The organism is Staphylococcus sp. HMSC063A07, from assembly GCF_001836955.1.
Lineage (GTDB): Bacteria > Bacillota > Bacilli > Staphylococcales > Staphylococcaceae > Staphylococcus > Staphylococcus lugdunensis.
This window is the reverse complement of record NZ_KV830924.1, coordinates 442,782-466,259: the sequence shown is the minus strand read 5'-3', so window position 1 is coordinate 466,259 and position 23,478 is coordinate 442,782. Positions and strand designations below refer to the sequence as shown.

16 protein-coding genes and 1 pseudogene are annotated in these 23,478 nt (G+C 34.3%); all 17 read left to right on the top strand.

What is annotated here, in order from left to right:
* On the top strand, positions 1–309 hold a 309-nt coding region (locus HMPREF2597_RS08205), incomplete at its 5' end, for an LPXTG cell wall anchor domain-containing protein (protein ID WP_141760430.1).
* A gap of 508 nt (positions 310–817) precedes the next feature.
* The gene (gene rseP / locus HMPREF2597_RS08200) at positions 818–2,104 is read left to right on the top strand and encodes an RIP metalloprotease RseP (RefSeq protein WP_002459282.1); all 1,287 of its coding nucleotides are present in this window, start codon (positions 818–820) and stop codon (positions 2,102–2,104) included.
* An 18-nt stretch (positions 2,105–2,122) separates the two neighbouring features.
* The gene (locus HMPREF2597_RS08195; RefSeq protein ID WP_002459281.1) at positions 2,123–3,823 is read left to right on the top strand and encodes a proline--tRNA ligase; all 1,701 of its coding nucleotides are present in this window, start codon (positions 2,123–2,125) and stop codon (positions 3,821–3,823) included.
* Between the two features lie 227 nt (positions 3,824–4,050).
* Positions 4,051–8,361, top strand: a complete 4,311-nt coding sequence (locus HMPREF2597_RS08190) for a PolC-type DNA polymerase III (protein ID WP_141760431.1) — start codon at positions 4,051–4,053, stop codon at positions 8,359–8,361.
* A gap of 136 nt (positions 8,362–8,497) precedes the next feature.
* Positions 8,498–8,965, top strand: a complete 468-nt coding sequence (gene rimP, locus HMPREF2597_RS08185) for a ribosome maturation factor RimP (protein WP_002478277.1) — start codon at positions 8,498–8,500, stop codon at positions 8,963–8,965.
* 20 nt (positions 8,966–8,985) lie between these two features.
* Entirely contained in the window at positions 8,986–10,149 is a 1,164-nt protein-coding gene (nusA, locus tag HMPREF2597_RS08180; protein WP_002478276.1) for a transcription termination factor NusA, read from the top strand.
* Between the two features lie 17 nt (positions 10,150–10,166).
* Entirely contained in the window at positions 10,167–10,451 is a 285-nt protein-coding gene (rnpM, locus tag HMPREF2597_RS08175; protein WP_037540354.1) for an RNase P modulator RnpM, read from the top strand.
* Positions 10,448–10,765 carry a L7Ae/L30e/S12e/Gadd45 family ribosomal protein gene (locus HMPREF2597_RS08170; protein ID WP_002478275.1) on the top strand — a complete coding sequence of 106 codons (318 nt, stop codon included), beginning with the start codon at positions 10,448–10,450 and terminating at the stop codon, positions 10,763–10,765. Before rnpM ends, HMPREF2597_RS08170 begins: the two co-directional genes overlap by 4 nt.
* Before the next feature lie 4 nt (positions 10,766–10,769).
* On the top strand, positions 10,770–12,926 hold the full coding sequence (gene infB / locus HMPREF2597_RS08165; protein ID WP_070817264.1) for a translation initiation factor IF-2: 2,157 nt from the start codon (positions 10,770–10,772) through the stop codon (positions 12,924–12,926).
* A gap of 211 nt (positions 12,927–13,137) precedes the next feature.
* Complete coding sequence (gene rbfA, locus HMPREF2597_RS08160; protein ID WP_002459274.1) at positions 13,138–13,485, top strand: 30S ribosome-binding factor RbfA; 348 nt, start codon at positions 13,138–13,140, stop codon at positions 13,483–13,485.
* Between the two features lie 197 nt (positions 13,486–13,682).
* Positions 13,683–14,600 (top strand): tRNA pseudouridine(55) synthase TruB, encoded by a 918-nt coding sequence (truB, locus tag HMPREF2597_RS08155; RefSeq protein ID WP_002478273.1) that lies wholly within the window; start codon positions 13,683–13,685, stop codon positions 14,598–14,600.
* Positions 14,601–14,613: 13 nt separating this feature from the next.
* Complete coding sequence (gene ribF, locus HMPREF2597_RS08150) at positions 14,614–15,585, top strand: riboflavin biosynthesis protein RibF (RefSeq protein WP_002459272.1); 972 nt, start codon at positions 14,614–14,616, stop codon at positions 15,583–15,585.
* Positions 15,586–15,698: 113 nt separating this feature from the next.
* Entirely contained in the window at positions 15,699–15,968 is a 270-nt protein-coding gene (rpsO, locus tag HMPREF2597_RS08145; protein WP_002459271.1) for a 30S ribosomal protein S15, read from the top strand.
* Between the two features lie 135 nt (positions 15,969–16,103).
* Entirely contained in the window at positions 16,104–18,200 is a 2,097-nt protein-coding gene (pnp, locus tag HMPREF2597_RS08140) for a polyribonucleotide nucleotidyltransferase (RefSeq protein ID WP_002478272.1), read from the top strand.
* Positions 18,201–18,383: 183 nt separating this feature from the next.
* Entirely contained in the window at positions 18,384–20,057 is a 1,674-nt protein-coding gene (rnjB, locus tag HMPREF2597_RS08135) for a ribonuclease J2 (RefSeq protein WP_002459269.1), read from the top strand.
* Between the two features lie 370 nt (positions 20,058–20,427).
* A pseudogene (locus HMPREF2597_RS08130) lies at positions 20,428–22,701 on the top strand (DNA translocase FtsK); the annotation flags it as partial.
* Between the two features lie 3 nt (positions 22,702–22,704).
* Positions 22,705–23,439: a GntR family transcriptional regulator gene (locus tag HMPREF2597_RS08125; protein WP_002459267.1), complete on the top strand. Its 735-nt coding sequence runs from the start codon at positions 22,705–22,707 to the stop codon at positions 23,437–23,439.
* Positions 23,440–23,478 lie beyond the last annotated feature (39 nt).

Sequence of the window (23,478 nt, the reverse complement as noted above, 5' to 3'; positions counted from 1 at the left end):
GATTCCGATAGCGACGCAGATTCTGACAGCAATTCCGGTTCCGACAGCAATGTGGACTCAGATAGTGATTCAGAAAATGATAATGTAAGTGTTGAAGTTGATAATAATTCTAATCAACGTGGTATATCAATAATGAAAGCTCAACATCAACATTATGACTCAAATAACACTACACAGAAAAACACAGATAAATCCTTGCCAAAAACAGGAGAACAGTCAGAACAAACTGGCTTTATATCAAGCATACTTCTATTTTTAGGTGGATTATTATTCTTAAATCGTCGACGTTCAAAAAAAGAAGATAAATAAAAGATAGTAAGATGGAAATGTTCTATTAAATATGTAATACTATTATAAATTTAAGCATTACGAATATGAATCTTATAAACTAAGTTACTATACGGGAGTGGAAATGAAAGTTAAAATAACTTTTCCAGCTCCCGTTAACTTATTTGCAGCTATATATTTAACAATTATTAAGTAAAATTATTTATTTGATAGTAGGAACTAAGTTATATAAAATGATATACTTAAGAAGTTGTTTATCAATATGATAGACAAGAGATTATTAAAATGAATACTGTGATGTAAATAGAAATCATTAAAACGGATATAGTATCAAAGTTAGCATTTTTCTTATATATATTTAAATTTAAAACGTGTTCTTATAAAATAATGCTAAGATAGCTAAACCATGAGTAATAAGTATTATGAAGGTTTATAAAATGAATTGACATTATATGTACGTTTTATATAGTATTTTTGAATAAGTAATGATTTTCAGCATGAAATCAAATAAATTATAGAGGTGTAGTTATTGAGCATATTAATTACAGTTGTATCATTTGCTATCGTATTTGGAGTGCTAGTGACAGTGCATGAATATGGGCATATGTTTTTTGCAAAGCGTGCAGGAATTATGTGCCCAGAATTTGCAATTGGGATGGGACCAAAAATCTTTAGCTTTAGAAAGAATGAAACGTTATATACGATCCGTTTGTTACCAGTTGGTGGCTATGTCCGTATGGCAGGTGATGGGCTTGAAGAACTGCCAGTACAACCTGGTATGAATGTTAAAATTAAACTCAATGAGCAAGATGAAATTACACACATTATTTTAGATGATCAGCACAAATTTCAACAAATTGAAGCTATCGAAGTTAAAAAATGTGATTTTAAAAATGAGTTATTTATAGAGGGTATTACAGCGTATGATGAACAACGTCATCACTTCAATATTGCGCAGAAAGCGTTCTTTGTTGAACATGGTAGTTTAATTCAAATTGCCCCTAGAAATCGCCAATTTGCACATAAAAAACCGTTACAAAAGTTTTTAACACTTTTTGCTGGGCCATTGTTTAATTTTATTTTAGCGTTAGTTCTTTTTCTTGGATTAGCTATGTATAGTGGTGCACCGACTACTATAGTAGACAAAACAATTGATAAATATCCTGCCCAACAAGCTGGTATTCATAAGGGAGATAAAATTCTTCAAATCGGCGGGCAAGACATCAAAAATTTTAAAGACATTCAGAAAACCTTAGATGGCACGAAAGCTAAAAGCACAATAGTAAAAATTGAACGCGATAATAAAACAAAGAATATCGAAATTAAACCTAAAGAATTTAAACAAAAAACTACTAAAACTAAAACACAATCTACATTTTTATTGGGTATTGCACCAACATATGACCATTCTTTACTACCATCGTTAAAATTTGGTGTAACAGAATTCTTCGATAAAGGAAAGCTAATATTCCAGGCTGTGGGTACATTATTAGCTAGTATTTTTACAGGAGACTTTACGTTTAATATGTTAAATGGACCTGTGGGTATTTATCATAATGTAGATACGGTAGTAAAATCTGGAATTTATAATCTAATAAGTTATACAGCGCTATTAAGTGTTAACCTAGGTATAATGAATTTATTACCAATACCTGCCCTTGACGGTGGTCGTATTTTATTCGTTATTTATGAAGCTATCTTTAGAAAACCAATTAATAAAAAAGCAGAAACAATGATTATTGCAGCAGGGGCTATTTTTGTCTTGCTTGTTATGATAGCAGTAACATGGAATGATATTCAACGCTATTTCTTATAATTATAGGAGGAGAAAGTCATGAGACAATCAAAAGTATTTATACCAACTATGAGAGAAGTGCCTGCTGAAGCTGAAGCTTTGAGTCATCAATTACTCCTTAAAGCGGGACTAATCAAACAAAGTACAAGTGGTATTTATAGTTACTTACCATTAGCAACACGTGTCCTTAATAATATTTCTAAAATCATTCGCGAAGAAATGGAACGCATTGATGCAGTTGAAATTTTAATGCCAGTATTACAACAAGCTGAACTTTGGGAAGAATCAGGTCGTTGGAGCGCATACGGTCCAGAATTAATGCGCTTAAAAGATAGAAATGGGAGAGAGTTTGCATTAGGGCCTACACATGAAGAGGTAGTTACTTCTTTAGTTCGAGATGAATTAAAATCATACAAGCGTCTACCACTTACGCTATTTCAAATTCAGTCAAAATTCCGTGATGAAAAACGACCACGTTTCGGCTTATTACGTGGACGTGAGTTTATAATGAAAGATGCCTATTCTTTTCACGCTGATGAAGCATCATTAGATGCAACATATCAAGACATGTATCAAGCATATGGAAGAATTTTTAAACGTGTAGGTATTAACGTGCGCCCTGTACTTGCCGATTCTGGTGCTATTGGTGGCAATCATACCCACGAATTTATGGCACTAAGTAAAATTGGCGAAGATACGATTGTTTATAGTAATGAAAGTGATTATGCAGCTAATATTGAAAAAGCAGAAGTTGTATATCAGCCACAACGTCAAGAAGAATCGTCAGCAGACTTAACTAAAATTGAAACACCAAATGTTAAAACTGCCCAAGAGTTAGCAGACTTCCTACAGTTACCATTAAACGCCATTGTTAAATCAATGATTTTTAAAATAGACGGTGAATTTGTCATGATTCTTATCAGAGGTCATCATGAACTTAATGACGTTAAATTAAAATCATATTTTGGCACAGATGCTATTGAGATGGCAACAGAAGATGAAATTGTCAATTTAGTAGGTGCACATCCGGGTTCACTAGGTCCAATTTTTGATAAAGATATCAAAATAATTGCTGATAATTATGTGCAAGATTTAACGAATTTAGTCATAGGTGCTAATGAAGATGGTTATCATTACATGAACGCAAATATAGGCAGAGATTTTACTGTAGATGATTTTGGTGATTTTCGTTTTATTCTTGAAGGTGAAATGTTGAGCGATGGATCTGGTAAAGCTCAATTTGCAGAAGGTATTGAGGTTGGACAAGTCTTTAAACTTGGCACTAAATATTCTGAAGCGATGAATGCGACGTTCTTAGATAATCAAGGAAAAGCACAACCATTAATTATGGGATGCTATGGCATCGGTGTTTCTCGTACATTAAGTGCTATTGTTGAGCAAAATAATGATGATAACGGTATTATTTGGCCTAAAACTGTAACACCGTTTGATTTGCATCTTATTACTGTAAATCCTAAAAAAGAAGAACAACAATCATTAGCAGATAATTTGTATGAGCAACTTAACGGTATGTTTGACGTATTATATGATGATAGAAAAGAACGTGCCGGTGTGAAATTTAATGATGCAGATTTAATTGGGTTACCTATTCGTATTGTTGTAGGTAAACAAGCAGCTGAAGGCATCGTTGAAGTCAAAGTTCGACGTACAGGCACAAGTGAAGATGTACATGTTGAACAACTTGAACAATACATTAAAGCTATTTATAACGAATTATAAAGTTTAAAAGTATAAATGACATAAAGCGGTGAAAATTCCTACTCATAGGTTTTCACCGCTTTTGATTGAACAAAGTACCTGGTTGTGTAACAAAAAGTTATTTTGCAGACATGAATTTTTTAAATTACAGTAGTATAATAAGAAGTAAATTTATTTTTGAATTATTAGCAAAAATTGATATTTTAACGTGATAAAAGTAATATTTTAAGGTGGTAGTTGTCTTGGCAATGACAAATCAAGAAAAATTTAAAGTACTTGCTGACCAGATTAAAATAGCTAATCAGCTTGAGCAAGATATTATAGAACAAGGCGAATTAATGCGTATAGATGTTTCGAAAAAGAACAGAACTTGGGATTTCCAAATTAAGTTACCACGTTTTTTATCTAAAGAAGACTATCTTATCTTTACACACGCAATAGTCGAAGAATTTAAAGAAATAGCAACTGTACAGTGGCATTTTACTATTGCTGATACTCATAACCAAGATGAATTTGCGATAAAATATTTTGATTATTGTATTGATCAGACAGCATTATCTCCAAAAGTTAAAGGACAGTTAAAGCAAAAAAGCCTAATTATGTCAGGCGATGTCTTGAAAGTGATGGTTTCTAATGATGTCGAAAGAAATCACTTTGACAAAGTTTGTAATGGGAGTTTGGTAAAGGCATATCAGCAGTGTGGTTTTGATATCAATAAAGTTGTTTTTGAAACAGATCATAGTCATCAAGATGAAAACTTAGCATCACTTGAAGCACATATTCAACAAGAGGATGAACAAAGTGCACGTGAAGCTACGGAAAAACTTGAAAAAATGAAAGCAGAAAAAGCGAAACAACAAGACAATAACGAAAGTACCGTTTCTAAGTGTCAAATTGGAAAAACAATACAAGTTGAAAATATTAGAACTATCGAATCAATTGTTGAAGAGGAATTTAAAGTTGCAATTGAAGGGGTTATTTTTGATATAAATTTAAAAGAACTTAAAAGTGGTCGTCACATAGTCGAATTAAAAGTTACTGATTACACAGACTCATTAGTATTAAAGATGTTCACACGTAAAAACAAAGATGACTTAGATCACTTTAAAGCTTTAAGTGTCGGCAAGTGGATACGTGCTCAAGGACGCATTGAGGAAGATAGTTTTGTCAGAGATTTAGTTATGATGATGTCTGATATTGAAGAAATTAAAAAAATACCTAAACAAGATAAATCAAAAGAGAAGCGCGTAGAATTTCATTTACATACTGCAATGAGTCAAATGGATGGGATACCTAACATTAATAGTTATGTTGCTCAAGCAGCCGAATGGGGTCACAAAGCGATAGCAGTGACGGATCACAACGGTGTTCAAGCATTTCCAGATGCGCATAGTGCAGCAGAAAAGCATGGCATAAAGATGATTTATGGAATGGAAGGTATGTTGGTAGACGATGGTGTGCCTATTGCATATAAACCCACGAATCGTGACTTAAAAGATGCTACTTATGTAGTGTTTGACGTTGAAACAACGGGTTTATCCAATCAATATGATCAAATCATTGAGTTAGCGGCTGTTAAAGTTTATGATGGTGAAATTATTGATAAATTCGAACGTTTTAGCAATCCACATCAAAAATTATCAGAAACAATTATTAATTTAACGCATATTACAGATGATATGTTGACAGATGCACCCGAAATTGATGAAGTATTGACAGAATTTAAAGAATGGGTTGGGGATGCTATTTTCGTAGCACACAACGCTTCTTTTGACATGGGCTTTATTGACACCGGATATGAGCGCATAGGTTTTGGACCTTCGACCAATGGAGTAATCGATACGCTTGAATTATCTAGAACGATTAATACAGAATATGGTAAACATGGATTAAACTTTTTAGCTAAAAAATATGGTGTCGAACTTACGCAACATCATAGAGCAATTTATGATACTGAAGCTACTGCATATATTTTTATTAAGATGCTTCAACAAATGAAAGAATTAGGTGTATCAAATCATAAAGACATCAATAAGAAGTTGTCGAATGAGGACGCGTATAAACGTGCACGTCCATCTCATGTCACACTGATTGTCCAAAACCAAGAAGGACTTAAAAATCTCTTTAAAATTGTTAGTGCATCATTGGTCAAATATTATTATCGTACACCTCGTATTCCAAGATCTCTACTTGATGAATTCCGTGAAGGTCTATTAATTGGCACAGCATGTGATGAAGGTGAATTATTTACAGCTGTAATGCAACGCGATCAATCGGAAGTTGAAAAAGTTGCGAACTATTATGATTTTATCGAAGTTCAACCACCTGCATTGTATCAAGATTTACTTGATCGAGAGTTAATCCGTGACACAGCGACGTTACATGAGATTTACCAACGTTTGCTTAAAGCAGGAGAACAGGCCAATATACCTGTTATTGCAACAGGTAATGCCCATTACTTAAATGAACATGATGGCATAGCGCGTAAAATATTAATCGCTTCACAACCAGGTAACCCATTGAATCGTTCAACTTTACCTAAAGCACATTTTAGAACAACTGATGAAATGTTAGATGAATTTCATTTCTTAGGAGAAGAAAAGGCATATGAAATCGTCGTTAAAAATACAAATGCTTTGGCTGATCGCATTGAACGTGTTGTACCGATTAAAGATCAGTTATTTACTCCAAGAATGGAGGGTGCAAATGAAGAAATACGTGAATTAAGCTATAGTAATGCCAAAAAATTATATGGTGAAGATCTACCACAAATTGTTATTGATCGACTTGAAAAAGAGTTAGCCAGTATTATCGGTAATGGTTTCGCAGTTATATATTTAATCTCTCAGCGACTTGTTAAGAAATCTTTAGAAGATGGATATCTAGTGGGATCAAGGGGATCAGTAGGATCAAGCTTCGTAGCAACAATGACTGAAATTACAGAAGTTAATCCGCTACCTCCGCACTATATATGTCCACAGTGTAAAACGAGTGAATTCTTTAATGATGGATCTGTAGGTTCTGGCTTTGATTTACCAGATAAAAAATGTGAAACATGTGGCAGTGAATTAATTAAAGAAGGTCAAGATATTCCATTTGAAACATTCTTAGGATTCAAAGGTGACAAAGTACCTGATATTGACTTGAATTTTAGTGGTGAATATCAACCAAACGCGCATAACTATACGAAAGTTCTTTTCGGAGAAGACAAAGTATTTCGTGCAGGGACTATAGGTACAGTTGCTGAAAAAACTGCCTTCGGATATGTTAAAGGCTATTTAAATGATCAAGGAATTCATAAGCGTGGTGCTGAAATTGATCGTTTAGTTAAAGGATGTACAGGAGTAAAACGTACGACTGGACAACATCCGGGGGGCATTATTGTTGTACCAGATTACATGGATATCTATGATTTTACGCCAATTCAATATCCGGCTGATGATCAGAATTCAGCATGGATGACGACACACTTTGATTTTCATTCTATACATGATAATGTCTTAAAACTTGATATACTAGGGCACGATGATCCTACCATGATTCGTATGTTGCAAGATTTATCAGGTATTGACCCGAAAACAATTCCAGTTGATGATAAAGAAACAATGAAAATTTTTAGTAGCCCTGAAACGCTAGGTGTGACGGAAGAAGATATTTTATGTAAAACAGGGACGTTTGGGGTACCTGAATTTGGTACAGGATTTGTAAGACAGATGCTTGAAGATACAAAACCAACTACTTTTTCGGAGTTAGTACAAATTTCAGGATTGTCTCATGGTACAGATGTATGGTTAGGTAACGCCCAAGAACTAGTGCGAAGTGGTATATGTGATTTATCGGGTGTGATAGGTTGCCGTGATGATATCATGGTGTACTTAATGTACGCCGGACTAGAACCATCTATGGCATTTAAAATAATGGAATCCGTACGTAAAGGTAAAGGATTAACCGATGAGATGATTGAAACCATGAAAGAAAATAATGTACCAGACTGGTATTTAGATTCATGTTTGAAAATTAAGTACATGTTCCCTAAAGCACATGCGGCAGCATATGTTTTAATGGCAGTACGCATTGCTTACTTTAAAGTACATCATCCATTGTATTATTATGCAGCATATTTTACGATTCGTGCATCTGATTTTGATTTAATCACGATGATTAAAGATAAAGAAAGCATTAAAAATACTGTTAAAGATATGTATGCACGCTATATGGAATTAGGTAAAAAAGAAAAAGACGTATTAACAGTGTTAGAGTTAGTGAATGAGATGGCTCATAGAGGCTTTAGTATGCAGCCGATTAGTTTAGAGAAAAGCCAGGCATTTGATTTTATTATCGAAGGTGATTCTTTAATTCCACCATTTATTGCAGTTCCTGGACTTGGTGAAAACGTTGCGCAACGTATTGTAGAGGCGCGTAGTGAAGGTCCTTTCTTATCAAAAGAAGATTTAAATAAAAAAGCTGGCTTATCACAAAAGATTATTGATTACTTAGATGATTTGGGTTCTTTACCAGATTTACCAGATAAAGCACAGTTATCTATATTTGATATGTAATTGACGCACTAAATATTGTTACAATTTGTTTACTACAATTAGTTATGGTATACTTTAATTGTGTAAAAAATGATACTCAGGCAAAAAGAGTGGGCATATACCCGCTCTTTTCTATTTGCCAAAAAGGGAGGTCTGTATGAGCAAAATAACTGAAGAGGTAGAAACTCTTATTCAACCAGTGTTGGAAGCTTTAAATTATGAACTTGTAGAAGTTGAATTTGTGAAAGAAGGTAAAGATCATTTCTTACGTGTATCTATTGACAAAGAAGGTGGCGTAGATTTGAACGATTGTACACTTGCCTCCGAAAAAATTAGTGAAGTGATGGATGAGCATGATCCGATTAAAGAAATGTACTATCTTGATGTGGCTTCACCAGGTGCAGAGCGACCAATCAAAAAAGAGCAAGATTATCAAAAGGCAATCCAACAGCCTATCTTTGTGTCACTTTATGCACCTATCGAAAATAATAAAGAATGGCTAGGTATTTTAGTGGAAGTTACAGCAGAAACAATTACCATGGAAGTTAAAGAAAAAGCCAAGAAAAAACAAATTAGCATACCAAGAAATAAAATAGCAAAAGCACGTCACGCGGTAATGCTCTAACGTGATGAGGAGGAATAATTGTGGCAAGTAATGAACTATTATTGGCAACAGAATATTTAGAAAAAGAAAAGAAAATCCCAAGAGAAGTTTTAATTGATGCGATTGAAGCCGCATTAATAACGGCTTATAAGAAAAATTATGATAGCGCACGCAATGTTCGTGTCGAATTAAATATGGACGAAGGTACATTTAAAGTAGTGGCTCGCAAATCAGTAGTTGAAGAAGTTTCTGATCATAGAGATGAAGTGGATTTGAGTACTGCACTTGTTAAAAATCCTGCATACGAAGTGGGCGATATTTATGAAGAAGATGTGACACCAAAGGATTTTGGCCGCGTTGGCGCTCAAGCAGCTAAACAAGCTGTTATGCAACGATTACGTGATGCAGAAAGAGAAATCCTTTATGATGAATTTGTAGATAAAGAAGATGATATTTTAACTGGTCTTATTGACCGTGTTGATCATCGTTACGTTTATGTTAATCTAGGTCGTATTGAAGCCGTATTATCTGAAGCTGAAAGAAGTCCAAATGAAAAGTATATCCCTAATGAACGTATTAAAGTTTATGTCAATAAAGTTGAACAAACAACAAAAGGGCCTCAAATCTATGTGTCTCGCAGTCATCCTGGTTTGCTTAAACGATTATTTGAGCAAGAAGTTCCTGAAATTTATGATGGCACAGTAATCGTAAAATCTGTTGCACGTGAAGCAGGTGATAGATCTAAAATCAGCGTGTACTCAGAGAATCCAGACATCGATGCTGTAGGTGCATGTGTTGGTGCAAAAGGTGCACGTGTCGAAGCTGTTGTTGAAGAGTTAGGTGGAGAAAAAATCGACATTGTCCAATGGGATGAAGATCCTAAAGTTTTCGTTAAGAATGCTTTAAGTCCTTCACAAGTTTTAGAAGTTATTGTCGATGAAAGCAATCAATCAACTGTTGTCATCGTTCCAGATTATCAATTATCATTAGCTATTGGTAAAAGAGGGCAAAATGCGCGATTAGCAGCTAAATTAACAGGTTGGAAAATCGATATTAAATCAGAAACAGATGCATGTGAAGCAGGTATCTATCCTATTGTAGAAGCTGAAAATCATGCAGATGAAGCTGAAATTGAAATAGACGACGAATCAATTGAAACAACAGAAATAGATGCAGCTGAAGAATCCAAAAACACTGAAGAATAGGCTGGTGTATGTATCTTATGAAAAAGAAAAAAATACCAATGCGTAAATGTATCTTAACGAATGAGATGCAACCAAAAAAAGATATGATTCGAGTGGTTATTAATAAAGAAGGCGAGATATTTGCAGATGCTACTGGTAAGAAACCAGGGAGAGGTGCCTATGTTTCTAAAGTGGTTTCAGCTGTTGAACAGGCACAGCAAAAAGGCGTTTTAGAAAAGTACTTCAATGCGAGCAAAGAACAACTTGATCCGGTCTACAAGGAAATCATTCGACTTATATATAGAGAAGAGATACCTAAATGACTGAAGCTCAAATTATGAACTTTCTTGGCTTAGCCATGAGAGCAAGAAAAGTAAAGTCTGGTGAATCAGTTTTGATGACTGAAATCAAAAAAAAGACATTAACATTAGTCATCTTAGCTTCTGATGCATCTGATAATACAACAAAAACAATTAAAAATAAATGTCGTAGTTATCAAGTTCCGCTGAGAGTATTTGGAACGAAAGAACAATTAGGACAAGCTTTGGGCAAAAGCGAACGAGTTAATATCGGAATCACTGATGCTGGATTTGCTAAAAAATTAGTGTCAATGATCGATGAATATCGTAAGGAGTGATTATATGAGTAAACAAAGAATTTATGAATATGCGAAAGAATTAAATTTAAAGAGTAAAGATATTATAGATGAACTTAAAAGTATGAATGTTGAAGTATCTAATCATATGCAAGCACTAGAAAAAGAACAAATCACAGCGCTTGATAAAAAATTCAGACCACAAAAACAACAGAATAATAAACAAGAAGCTCAAAATAATCACCAAAAATCATCTAATAAATCAACTCAAAAATCAAATCAACAACAAGGTAGTAAACAACAAGGAAATCAACAAACTAAGAACAATCAAAAGAAAAGCAATCAAAATAATAATAAGGGCAATAAAAATAATAAAAGCAACAAAAATAGTAAAAACAATAAAAATAACAAAAATAATACGGTTAAAAAACCAGTTGAGCCTAAAGAAATTCCATCAAAAATTTCATATACTGAAGGTATTACAGTTGGAGAACTAGCTGATAAAATGAATGTAGAGTCAGCTGAGATTATAAAAAAATTATTCTTATTGGGTATTGTTGCCAATATTAATCAATCTTTAGACGAAGATACATTAGAACTGATTGCTAGTGATTATGATGTTGAACTTGAAAAAGAAATAGTTATTGATGAAGAAGATTTATCTATTTACTTTGATGATGAACAAGAAGATCCTGATGCAATTGAAAGACCTGCTGTTGTTACAATTATGGGACATGTTGACCATGGTAAAACGACACTTCTTGACTCAATTCGTCACACTAAAATGACTGCAGGAGAAGCTGGAGGGATTACGCAGCATATCGGTGCTTATCAAATTAAAAATGCTGGGAAGAAAATAACATTTCTAGACACACCAGGACATGCAGCATTTACAACGATGCGTGCTCGTGGTGCCCAAGTTACTGACATCACTATTTTAGTTGTGGCAGCTGATGATGGCGTCATGCCTCAAACAATTGAAGCGATTAATCATGCTAAAGAAGCAGATGTACCTACGATTGTCGCTGTAAATAAGATTGATAAACCAACAGCTAATCCTGATCGAGTTATGCAAGAATTAACTGAATATGGACTCATTCCTGAAGATTGGGGTGGCGATACCATCTTTGTACCGCTATCAGCATTAAGTGGTGAGGGGATTGATGATTTATTAGAAATGATTGGTTTAGTGGCAGAAGTTCAAGAATTAAAGGCTAATCCAAGTAAGCGTGCAGTTGGTACAGTGATTGAAGCTGAGTTAGATAAATCACGAGGGCCATCAGCTTCACTGTTAGTACAAAACGGTACTCTAAATGTAGGTGATGCCATTGTTGTCGGTAACACATATGGACGTATTCGTGCAATGGTCAATGATTTGGGCCAACGTATTAAATCAGCAGGACCATCCACACCAGTAGAAATTACAGGTATTAACGATGTGCCACAAGCTGGAGATCGCTTCGTTATCTTTAGTGATGAAAAGCAAGCGCGTCGTATCGGTGAAGCACGTCACGAAGCCAGTATTATACAACAACGTCAAGAAAGTAAGAATGTAACCCTAGATAACTTATTTGAACAAATGAAACAAGGTGAAATGAAAGATTTAAATGTCATTATCAAAGGTGATGTGCAGGGTTCTGTTGAGGCACTAGCTGCATCATTAATGAAAATTGACGTTGAAGGCGTTAATGTACGTATTATTCACACTGCAGTTGGTGCAATCAATGAATCAGATGTTACATTAGCTAATGCATCTAATGGAATTATCATTGGTTTTAATGTGAGACCGGATTCAGGAGCTAAACGTGCAGCAGAAGCTGAAAATGTAGATATGCGCTTACATCGTGTTATCTATAATGTTATCGAAGAAATTGAATCAGCTATGAAAGGAATGCTAGATCCAGAATTTGAAGAACAAGTCATCGGTCAAGCTGAAGTACGTCAAACATTTAAAGTATCTAAAGTAGGAACAATTGCAGGCAGCTACGTTGTTGAAGGTAAAATCACTCGTAATGCAGGTGTTCGTGTGATTAGAGACGGTATTGTTCAATTTGAAGGTGAATTAGATACATTAAAACGTTTTAAAGATGATGCTAAAGAAGTAGCACAAGGTTACGAATGCGGTATTACAATTGATAAATATAACGACCTTAAAGAAGGCGACATTATTGAAGCATTTGAAATGGTAGAAGTAAAACGTTAAATTTATCGAAAATAAATGATAATACAATTAAAAACTGTCAGCATTGAGTTGAACTATGTTGACAGTTTTTGAATATCAAAAAATTTATAAATTTATGTGTTAAATAGTACAATATAACTTAAAATAAACAATGATATTCACATGCAAAGACGTATTATGACTTTATTGAATTTCGAATAAATACAAAAATGGACAAAGAGGTGAAAGATTTATGACTAATATGAGAGCTGAACGTGTGGGCGAACAAATGAAAAAAGAGATTATGGATATTGTCAATAATAAAGTCAAAGATCCAAGAGTAGGTTTTATTACTATCACAGATGTAGACTTAACGAACGACTTATCACAAGCTAAAGTATTTTTAACAGTACTTGGCAGTGATAAAGAAATTGATGATACATTTAAAGCATTAGATAAAGCAAAAGGTTTTATTAAATCAGAATTAGCAACTCGTATGAGATTGCGCATAATACCAGAATTATCATTTGAGTATGACAAATCCATAGATTATGGTAATAAAATTGAAAAAATGATTCGAGATTTGCATAAAAAAGATTAAAATTAACGTTAACATTTAAAAGCAACATTAAGGCAAGCAATTCGATTTTAAATACTCAACCTTCTATGATTTTTAGTAAAGACAGTGAGTATTTTAAAGCAGCTTGTCTTTTTTCTTGTAAAAATAATGTTCGAAGCGCTAATCATCAGTGTTATAATGTGAAAGAATAGCATTTATTATTTAAAAGGTGTGAAAATATGTATAACGGTATTTTGCCTGTACGCAAGGAAAGAGGACTTACAAGTCATGATGTCGTCTTTAAATTGAGAAAGATATTACAAACTAGGAAAATAGGCCACACGGGCACACTTGATCCTGAAGTTGATGGTGTATTGCCAGTTTGCATTGGCATCGCCACTCGAGTAAGTGATTATATCATGGATATGGGAAAAACCTATCATGCTACTGTGGCTATAGGGACAAGTACCACTACTGAAGATCAAACTGGAGATATATTAGAACAGAAAACAATAAATGTAGGAGAAATTACATCAGAAGCAATTGACTCGACCTTGTCTCAATTTCAAGGATGGATTACACAAATTCCACCTATGTATTCATCAGTTAAAGTTAAAGGAAAAAAGCTTTATGAATATGCTAGAAATGGTGAAACTGTAGAGCGTCCAGAAAGAAAAGTTGAGATAAAAAGCATACAACGTGTTTCAGAAATTCACTTTAAACAAGGCATGTGCTTATTTGATATAGATATTACTTGTGGTAAAGGGACATATATACGTACGCTTGCTACAGATATTGGCAAAGCATTAGGCTTTCCAGCACATATGTCACGCCTTACTCGAACATCATCTGGCGGATTTAATATAAGTGATAGTTTAACTATTGAGCAAATCAAAGTATTGCATGAGCAAGAACAGTTACAAGAAAAGTTGTTTCCTATAGAATATGGATTAAAAGGTCTACCTTCTATTGAAATATATAATGAGGACATCAAGCATCGTATACTTAATGGACAAAAGTTTCAGAAGTCTATGTTTTCTACAGTTATTCAACAACAAATTGTATTTATTGATGGTAGGACACAACAAGTTTTAGCTATCTATATTTCACATCCAGATAAGCCAAAGGAAATTAAACCAAAGAAAGTTTTTAATTAAAGGAGAAATATTAATGAAAGTGATAGAAGTAACGCATCCTATACAGCCGGAACAACTGATTAACGAAGATGTTGCGATGGCTTTTGGCTTTTTTGATGGTATGCATAAAGGTCATTTAAAGGTTTTTGAAACACTCAACGAACGTGCTGAAGCGCATAACTTGAAAAAAGCAGTTATGACATTTGATCCACATCCTTCTGTCGTTCTAAACCCAAAAAGAAAAAGAACTACATATTTAACACCTTTGACTGATAAATTAGAGATGATTGAACAACAAAATATCGATTATTGCATTGTCATTAATTTTTCTTCGCGTTTTGCTGATGTGACTGCAGAAGATTTTGTTCAAAATTATATTATAAATAACCATGTTAAAGAAGTGGTTGCTGGTTTTGATTTTACTTATGGTAAATTTGGCAAAGGAAATATGACAGTATTAAAAGAAATGGACGACTTTAATACGACCATTGTTGGAAAGCAAGAAATTGAAGCCGAAAAAATTTCTACTACTGCTATTCGTCAGGCTTTGCAAGAAGGTCATTTGCAAAAAGCTAACAATGAATTAGGTTATTTATACCGTTTAAAAGGTACCGTTGTACAAGGTGAAAAAAGAGGGCGTACGATTGGTTTTCCAACCGCGAATGTTCAACCTAGTGATGATTATGTGCTACCGAAAAAAGGTGTATATGCTGTTAGTATGGCTATTGGTGCAGAAAAGAGATTGTATCGTGGTGTAGCAAATGTTGGTGTAAAGCCAACATTCCATGATCCTTCTAAAGCGGAAATTGTAATAGAAGTTAATATTTTTGATTTTGATGAAAATATCTATGGTGAAAGGGTCATTGTTTATTGGCATCATTATTTACGACCTGAAGTTAAATTTGATGGCATTGATCCGCTAGTTGAACAGATGAATGAAGATAAAGCTAAAGCCCAATATTTACTGGCAGTTGATTTTGGCGATGAAGTATCATATAATATATAAAGTTGAGTTTTGTAAATAAAGACATCAACCAATATAATCCTTTATCTTGGCAGGTTGAGACTCCGACGCCTAGCTCAGATTGAGGTGTATACAAATTATAGGAGGAATTGATTATGGCAATCACTCAAGAACGTAAGAATGAAATTATTAAAGAATACCGTGTACACGAAACAGATACTGGTTCACCAGAAGTACAAATTGCTGTTTTAACTGCTGAAATTTCAGCATTAAACGAACATTTAAGTACTCATAAAAAAGACCATCATTCACGTCGTGGACTATTGAAAATGGTAGGTCGTCGTAGACATTTATTAAACTACTTACGTAGCAAAGATATTCAACGTTACCGTGAATTGATTAAATCATTAGGTATTCGTCGTTAATCTTAATACACTTTGAGGGAAGTTCTATTCACTTAGGGCTTTCCTTTTTTTATAGAAATAAGACAAATAACTATTATAAAAATTCAAAAATTAATGATATGATATACATATTAGAATGAAGAGAGGAGATTCATAATGTCTCAAGAAAAGAAAGTTTTCAAAACTGAATGGGCCGGCCGTTCATTAACAATAGAGACAGGACAATTAGCTAAGCAAGCTAACGGTGCTGTTTTGGTACGTTATGGCGATACAGTTGTCTTATCAACTGCTGTTGCGTCAAAAGAACCACGTGATGGTGACTTTTTCCCATTAACAGTAAATTATGAAGAAAAAATGTATGCTGCTGGTAAAATCCCTGGTGGCTTTAAAAAAAGAGAAGGTCGTCCTGGAGATGAAGCGACATTAACAGCACGACTTATCGATAGACCGATTAGACCTTTGTTTCCTAAAGGATATAAACATGATGTTCAAATTATGAATATCGTCTTAAGTGCAGATCCTGATTGCTCACCTGAAATGGCAGCGATGATTGGTTCATCAATGGCGCTTAGCGTATCTGATATTCCATTCCAAGGTCCAATTGCCGGTGTGAATGTTGGTTATGTAGATGGCAAATATGTTATTAATCCTACATTGGAACAAAAAGAGCAATCTCGTTTGGATTTAGAGGTTGCAGGGCATAAAGATGCTGTTAATATGGTTGAAGCCGGTGCAAGTGAAATCACAGAACAGGAAATGTTAGAGGCTATTTTCTTTGGGCATGATGAAATAAAACGTCTTGTTGAATTCCAACAACAAATTGTTGATCATCTCCAACCAGTTAAGTCAGAGTTTATTCCAGTTGAACGCGATGAAGCGTTAGTTAGTAGAGTACAAGCATTAACAGAAGAAAAAGGTCTTAAAGAAACGGTGTTAACATTCGATAAAAAACAACGTGATGATAACTTAGACGAGTTAAAAGCGGAAATTGCAGCAGAATTTATAGACGAAGCTGATCCTGAGAATGAATTGCTAATTAATGAAGTTCATGCAATTTTAAATGATCTAGTTAAAGAAGAAGTACGTCGTCTTATTGCAGACGAAAAAATCCGACCTGATGGGCGTAAACCAGATGAGATTCGTCTTTTAGAATCTGAAGTTGGTATTTTACCAAGAGCACATGGGTCAGGATTGTTTACACGTGGACAAACTCAAGCATTGTCTGTATTGACACTCGGAGCCTTAGGTGATTATCAAATTATTGATGGTTTAGGACCTGAACAAGAAAAACGATTTATGCATCATTATAATTTTCCTAATTTCTCAGTTGGTGAAACGGGTCCTGTAAGAGCACCAGGACGTCGAGAAATCGGACATGGTGCTTTAGGTGAACGCGCATTACGTCACATTATTCCGGATACATCTAAATTCCCTTATACAATAAGAATCGTGAGTGAAGTACTTGAATCTAATGGTTCATCTTCACAAGCATCTATTTGTGGTTCTACTTTGGCCTTAATGGATGCAGGTGTACCAATTAAAGCACCGGTTGCAGGTATTGCGATGGGTCTTGTTACACGTGAAGACAGCTATACAATCTTAACAGACATACAAGGTATGGAAGATGCCTTAGGAGACATGGATTTCAAAGTTGCTGGTACAAAAGATGGTATTACGGCAATCCAAATGGATATTAAGATTGATGGGTTAACACGTGAAGTTATTGAAGAGGCTTTAGAACAGGCACGTAAAGGTCGCTTAGCGATTATGGACCACATGTTACAAACGATTGATCATCCACGTGCTGAGCTTAGTGCATACGCACCAAAAGTAGAAATTATGCACATTAATCCAGATAAAATTAGAGATGTCATTGGACCTGGAGGCAAAAAAATCAATGAAATTATTGATGAAACAGGTGTGAAATTAGATATTGAACAAGATGGAACAATTTATATTGGGGCTGTAGATCAAGCAATGATTAATCGTTCAAAAGAAATCATTGAAGCGATTACACGTGAAGCTGAAGTTGGTCAAATTTATGATGCAAAAGTAAAACGTATTGAAAAATATGGTGCGTTTGTAGAAATATTCTCAGGCAAAGATGCATTATTACACATTTCTCAAATTTCAAAAGACCGCATTAATAAAGTTGAAGATGTCTTGAAAATTGGAGATACGATTAAAGTTAAAATCACTGAAATCGATAAACAAGGTCGCGTCAATGCCTCTCATAAAGTACTTGTTGAATAAGGTTCTGTTTTTTAAAACGAATTAAATCAATTAATGAAGTTTTAGGTAGTGTGCTAGACGCGCTACCTTTTCTATTTTTTAACCGGAGTTGAAATGGTTTTAATAGTGTACACAGCGTACAATTTAACTTATAATAATGAATGAGTATATATTTGGACGGGAATTTTTATAGGAGGTAACATTTTGAGTTTAATTAAGAAAAAAAATAAAGATATTCGCATCATACCCTTAGGTGGCGTGGGTGAAATCGCAAAGAATATGTATATCGTCGAAGTTGACGATGAAATGTTTATATTAGACGCCGGCTTGATGTTTCCAGAAGATGAAATGCTAGGTGTTGACATTGTTATACCGGATATTACGTATGTCCTTGAAAATAAAGCGCGTTTAAAAGGGATTTTCTTGACTCATGGACATGAACATGCCATTGGTGCAGTAAGTTATATTTTAGAGCAGTTAGATGTTCCAGTCTATGGATCAAAGCTTACATTGGCACTTGTTAAAGAGAATATGAAAGCGCGTAATATAAAGAAAAAAGTACGCTATTATACAGTTAATCATGATTCAGTGATGAAATTCAAAAATGTAAATATTACGTTTTTCAATACAACACATAGTATTCCAGATAGTTTAGGTATTTGTATTCATACATCATATGGTGCCATTGTCTATACAGGCGAATTTAAGTTTGACCAAAGCTTACAAGGAAACTATGCGCCAGATTTAAAACGAATGTCAGAAATAGGAGAGAATGGTGTTTTTGCGTTAATAAGTGATTCTACAGAAGCGGAAAAACCTGGTTACAACACACCAGAAAATGTCATTGAAACGCACATTTATGATGCATTTGCTAAAGCAAAAGGACGAATTATTGTATCATGTTATGCATCAAACTTTATTCGTATTCAGCAGGTGTTAAATACTGCTAGTAAGTTAAATCGTAAAGTTTCATTCTTAGGCAGATCACTAGAAAGCTCATTTAATATTGCACGTAAGATGGGATATTTTGATATACCTAAAGATCTCCTTATTCCAATTGATGAAGTTGAAAATTATCCGAAAAATGAAGTTGTTATTATCGCCTCTGGAATGGAAGGCGAACCTATTGAAGCATTAAGTCAAATGGCACGTAATAAACATAAAATTATGAACATTCAAAAAGGTGATTCAGTGTATCTAGCCATTACAGCTTCTGCTAATATGGAAGTTATTATTGGTAATACTTTAAATGAGTTGGTTCGTGCAGGTGCACATATCGTTCCTAATAATAAAAAAATACATGCTTCTAGTCACGGTTGCATGGAAGAATTAAAAATGATGCTTAATATTATGAAACCAGAGTACTTTATTCCAGTACAAGGTGAATTTAAAATGCAAATTGCGCATGCTAAATTAGCTAATGAAACTGGCGTTGCTCCAGAAAAAATCTTTTTAGTTGAAAAAGGTGACGTCATGCATTACGACGGTAAAGACATGACTTTGAGTGAGAAAGTTACATCAGGCAATGTTTTAATTGATGGTATCGGTGTTGGTGATGTAGGTAATATCGTGTTAAGAGATCGTCATTTACTAGCAGAAGATGGCATTTTTATTGCTGTCGTAACGTTAGACCCTAAACATCGTCGTATCGCTGCTGGACCTGAAATTCAATCAAGAGGATTTGTCTATGTTCGGGAAAGTGAAGAACTTTTAAAAGAAGCAGAAGAAAAAGTGCGTGAAATCGTAGAAGCCGGTCTACAAGAAAAACGTATTGAATGGTCTGAAATTAAGCAAAATATGAGGGACCAAATTAGCAAGCTATTATTTGAGAGTACGAAACGTCGTCCAATGATTATACCAGTTATCTCAGAAATTTAATAAATTAGCTTCTAGTGAGTTGTTCACATTTATATAAAGAGGTTGGGTCGTATCACTTGAATTTGTACAATGATGCTATCAGAGTGTCGCAGTACATGTAGAATGATAGATGATAGTGTTATCATAATGTAGCCAGTCGGTTGCTTGATAAAGTTATCTATTAGTGAATATGTCGCCCTACCTCTTTAATCATTTATGTTATGACACAGAACAACAATACATAAGCAACACAGATGTTATATCATGTTAAAGATTAAAAAGAAGGTGTATGAGTTTGCCACAAACAAAGAAGAAAACTACTTCTAGAAAGAAAAAAACAACCGCGCGTAGATCGTCAAGAAATAGAAAAAATAGCAGTGATAATTCAGTACGTTTCATATTCGCAATCATTGTTATCGCAATATCGATATTTGGTTTATTTCAATTAGGGATTATAGGTCGTGCAGTGGATAGTTTTTTTAATTATCTATTTGGTTGGAGTCGCTATATGACTTATATTCTTATTAGTTTAATATCACTTTATATTGCTTTTGCTGGTAAAATACCGAAATCAAGACGGACATCAGGTATATTTTTATTACAATTTGTCTTGTTATTGATAGCACAACTCAACTTTCATTTTACTAAAGGTGTATTAGCGGAGAGAGAACCGGTGTTATCATACGTTTATAGCGCTTATGATTCTTCCCGTTTTCCTGATTTTGGTGGCGGCTTGATAGGTTTTTATCTATTAGCAATATTTGAACCATTAGTTTCAATTATAGGTGTCATATTAATCACCATTGTGTTAAGTGCATCTAGTATCATTTTAATTATGAAATTGAGACATCGTGATGTATTAAAATCATTATTCACAAAAATTAAAGATTTCAGCCAAGCAGCATCTGCTAAAATAAAGCAACAACGTATTAAAGCACAAGAGAAAAAGCAACAACGTTCAGAAGAAAAACAGCAGCAATTACTAGAAAATGGTCAGCAAGACTCTGAAGTCAAAGATGTATCTGACTTACCTGAAATAACAGGTAATAATGATATTCCTATTTATAATCATAATGAAAAAGGGCAGGCTAATCATTCTTCACGAAAAAAACGTCGCTTTGAAACAACTGATATGAATTCAGATACTGATGAAAACAAAGCACCATCATTAGAAGCTGAAACCAATGAGGAAACAATGATTGATGACCAAGTAGGTAGCTCGATTTCTGAAGCGGGTGAAGTGGCCAATGAAGCATATCATATTCCGCCTTTATCATTATTGAATCAACCGACTAAGCAACAAACGACATCTAAAGCAGAAGTGCAACGTAAAGGTCGTGTACTAGAAACAACGTTAAAGAACTTTGGTGTGAATGCAAAAGTTACACAAATTAAAATTGGACCTGCAGTAACACAATATGAAATTCAACCAGCTCAAGGCGTTAAAGTAAGTAAGATAGTTAACTTACATAATGATATTGCGTTAGCCTTAGCAGCAAAGGATGTAAGAATAGAAGCACCAATTCCAGGGCGGTCTGCAGTAGGAATTGAAGTGCCTAATGATAAAATTTCATTGGTAACGCTTAAAGAAGTATTAGATTCAAAATTCCCAGCTCAAAATAAATTAGAAGTTGGCTTAGGTCGTGATATTTCTGGGGATCCTATGACAATACAACTTAATGAAATGCCGCATTTATTAGTAGCAGGATCGACAGGTAGCGGTAAATCTGTCTGTATTAACGGCATTATCACGAGTATATTACTTAATGCAAAACCACACGAAGTAAAACTTATGTTAATTGACCCTAAAATGGTAGAATTAAATGTATACAATGGAATTCCACATTTATTAATACCTGTTGTTACTAATCCACATAAAGCTGCACAAGCACTTGAAAAAATTGTTGCTGAGATGGAACGACGCTATGATTTGTTCCAACATTCATCAACACGTAATATAGAAGGTTATAATCAATATATTCGTCAACAAAATGCTGAGTTAGACGAAAAGCAAGCGGAATTACCATATATTGTTGTTATTGTAGATGAGTTAGCTGATTTAATGATGGTAGCAGGAAAAGATGTTGAAAATGCCATACAACGTATTACACAAATGGCAAGAGCGGCAGGTATTCATTTAATTGTTGCAACACAACGACCTTCTGTAGATGTTATTACTGGTATTATTAAAAATAACATACCGTCACGTATTGCGTTTGCAGTGAGTTCACAAACTGATTCAAGAACAATTATTGGCTCAGGTGGTGCTGAGAAACTTCTTGGTAAGGGTGATATGCTTTATGTTGGAAATGGCGAATCATCGCAAACGCGTGTGCAAGGTGCATTTTTAAGTGATTATGAAGTCCAAGAAGTAGTGAATTATGTTGTGGAACAACAACAAGCAAACTATGTAAAAGAAATGGAACCAGACGCACCAGTAGATAAATCAGAGATGAAAAGTGAAGATGAATTATATGATGAAGCTTACTTGTTTGTTTTAGAAAAGCAGAAAGCGAGTACGTCATTATTGCAAAGACAATTTAGAATTGGATACAATAGAGCATCAAGATTAATGGATGATTTAGAAAGAAACCAAGTGATTGGTCCACAAAAAGGAAGTAAACCACGACAAGTATTAATTGATTTAGATAATGATGAGGTGTAAATCATGGCAGAATTGACCGCTATTTTTAAAGTGAAAGAATATATTTTAAATCAAATACATTCAAATAAATATCTACCTGGTGACAAACTTCCTAGCAATTTAGCAATTGCACGTGAACTTCATGTGAAAACAGATGATGTTTATGATGCTATTGGTGAACTTATCACAGAGCAGGTATTAACGGATAACTTTGAAGAAGGGCCAAGTGTGAAAGCACTTCACCCTTTTTACTATCCGCTAAATAAATTATTTAGCATTAGTGAAATGATAACATGTGCTGGATATCAATCAGGAACAGAATATTTAAGTTTAGAACAGCAGCCAGCGAGTATTTTAGATGCAGAAAAGTTAGGTATACAAGATCAAGAATTGATTACTGTAATAGAACGTATACGCACAGCAAATCAAGTGCCTGTCGTTTATTGTTTAGACAAAATAGCAAACCATCATTTGACCTGTACAGAGTATCAATCGCGCAGTGGTTCAATGTTGAAGGCAATAGAAGATAACACGGGTTTAAGTATTGAATATGCCGAAACAGAGGTTGAAGCTATTAGCTATGAGCCACATATTTCAGAAGTATTAAATGCTTCTCCCCACGAAAGCTTAATGATGTTAAAGGTTACGCATTATGACGAAAATCAGCAGCCCATTCTTTATTCTTTAAATTATTTAAAAAGCAGCTTAGTTAAATTTAAAATAACTAGATGCAAAGGCGAGAATAGCGATACATTTTAAGGTTGTTTTATTAGTTGTAATTAATAAGCTTTATAAATG

Excerpts from the sequence above, each read along its gene's own strand:
- HMPREF2597_RS08195 (WP_002459281.1), top strand. The coding sequence starts at position 2,123 with ATGAGACAATCAAAAGTATTTATACCAACTATGAGAGAAGTGCCTGCT.
- HMPREF2597_RS08190 (WP_141760431.1), top strand. The coding sequence starts at position 4,051 with ATGACAAATCAAGAAAAATTTAAAGTACTTGCTGACCAGATTAAAATA.
- rimP (WP_002478277.1), top strand. The coding sequence starts at position 8,498 with ATGAGCAAAATAACTGAAGAGGTAGAAACTCTTATTCAACCAGTGTTG.
- rnpM (WP_037540354.1), top strand. The coding sequence starts at position 10,167 with ATGAAAAAGAAAAAAATACCAATGCGTAAATGTATCTTAACGAATGAG.
- HMPREF2597_RS08170 (WP_002478275.1), top strand. The coding sequence starts at position 10,448 with ATGACTGAAGCTCAAATTATGAACTTTCTTGGCTTAGCCATGAGAGCA.
- infB (WP_070817264.1), top strand. The coding sequence starts at position 10,770 with ATGAGTAAACAAAGAATTTATGAATATGCGAAAGAATTAAATTTAAAG.
- rbfA (WP_002459274.1), top strand. The coding sequence starts at position 13,138 with ATGACTAATATGAGAGCTGAACGTGTGGGCGAACAAATGAAAAAAGAG.
- truB (WP_002478273.1), top strand. The coding sequence starts at position 13,683 with ATGTATAACGGTATTTTGCCTGTACGCAAGGAAAGAGGACTTACAAGT.
- ribF (WP_002459272.1), top strand. The coding sequence starts at position 14,614 with ATGAAAGTGATAGAAGTAACGCATCCTATACAGCCGGAACAACTGATT.
- rpsO (WP_002459271.1), top strand. The coding sequence starts at position 15,699 with ATGGCAATCACTCAAGAACGTAAGAATGAAATTATTAAAGAATACCGT.
- pnp (WP_002478272.1), top strand. The coding sequence starts at position 16,104 with ATGTCTCAAGAAAAGAAAGTTTTCAAAACTGAATGGGCCGGCCGTTCA.
- HMPREF2597_RS08125 (WP_002459267.1), top strand. The coding sequence starts at position 22,705 with ATGGCAGAATTGACCGCTATTTTTAAAGTGAAAGAATATATTTTAAAT.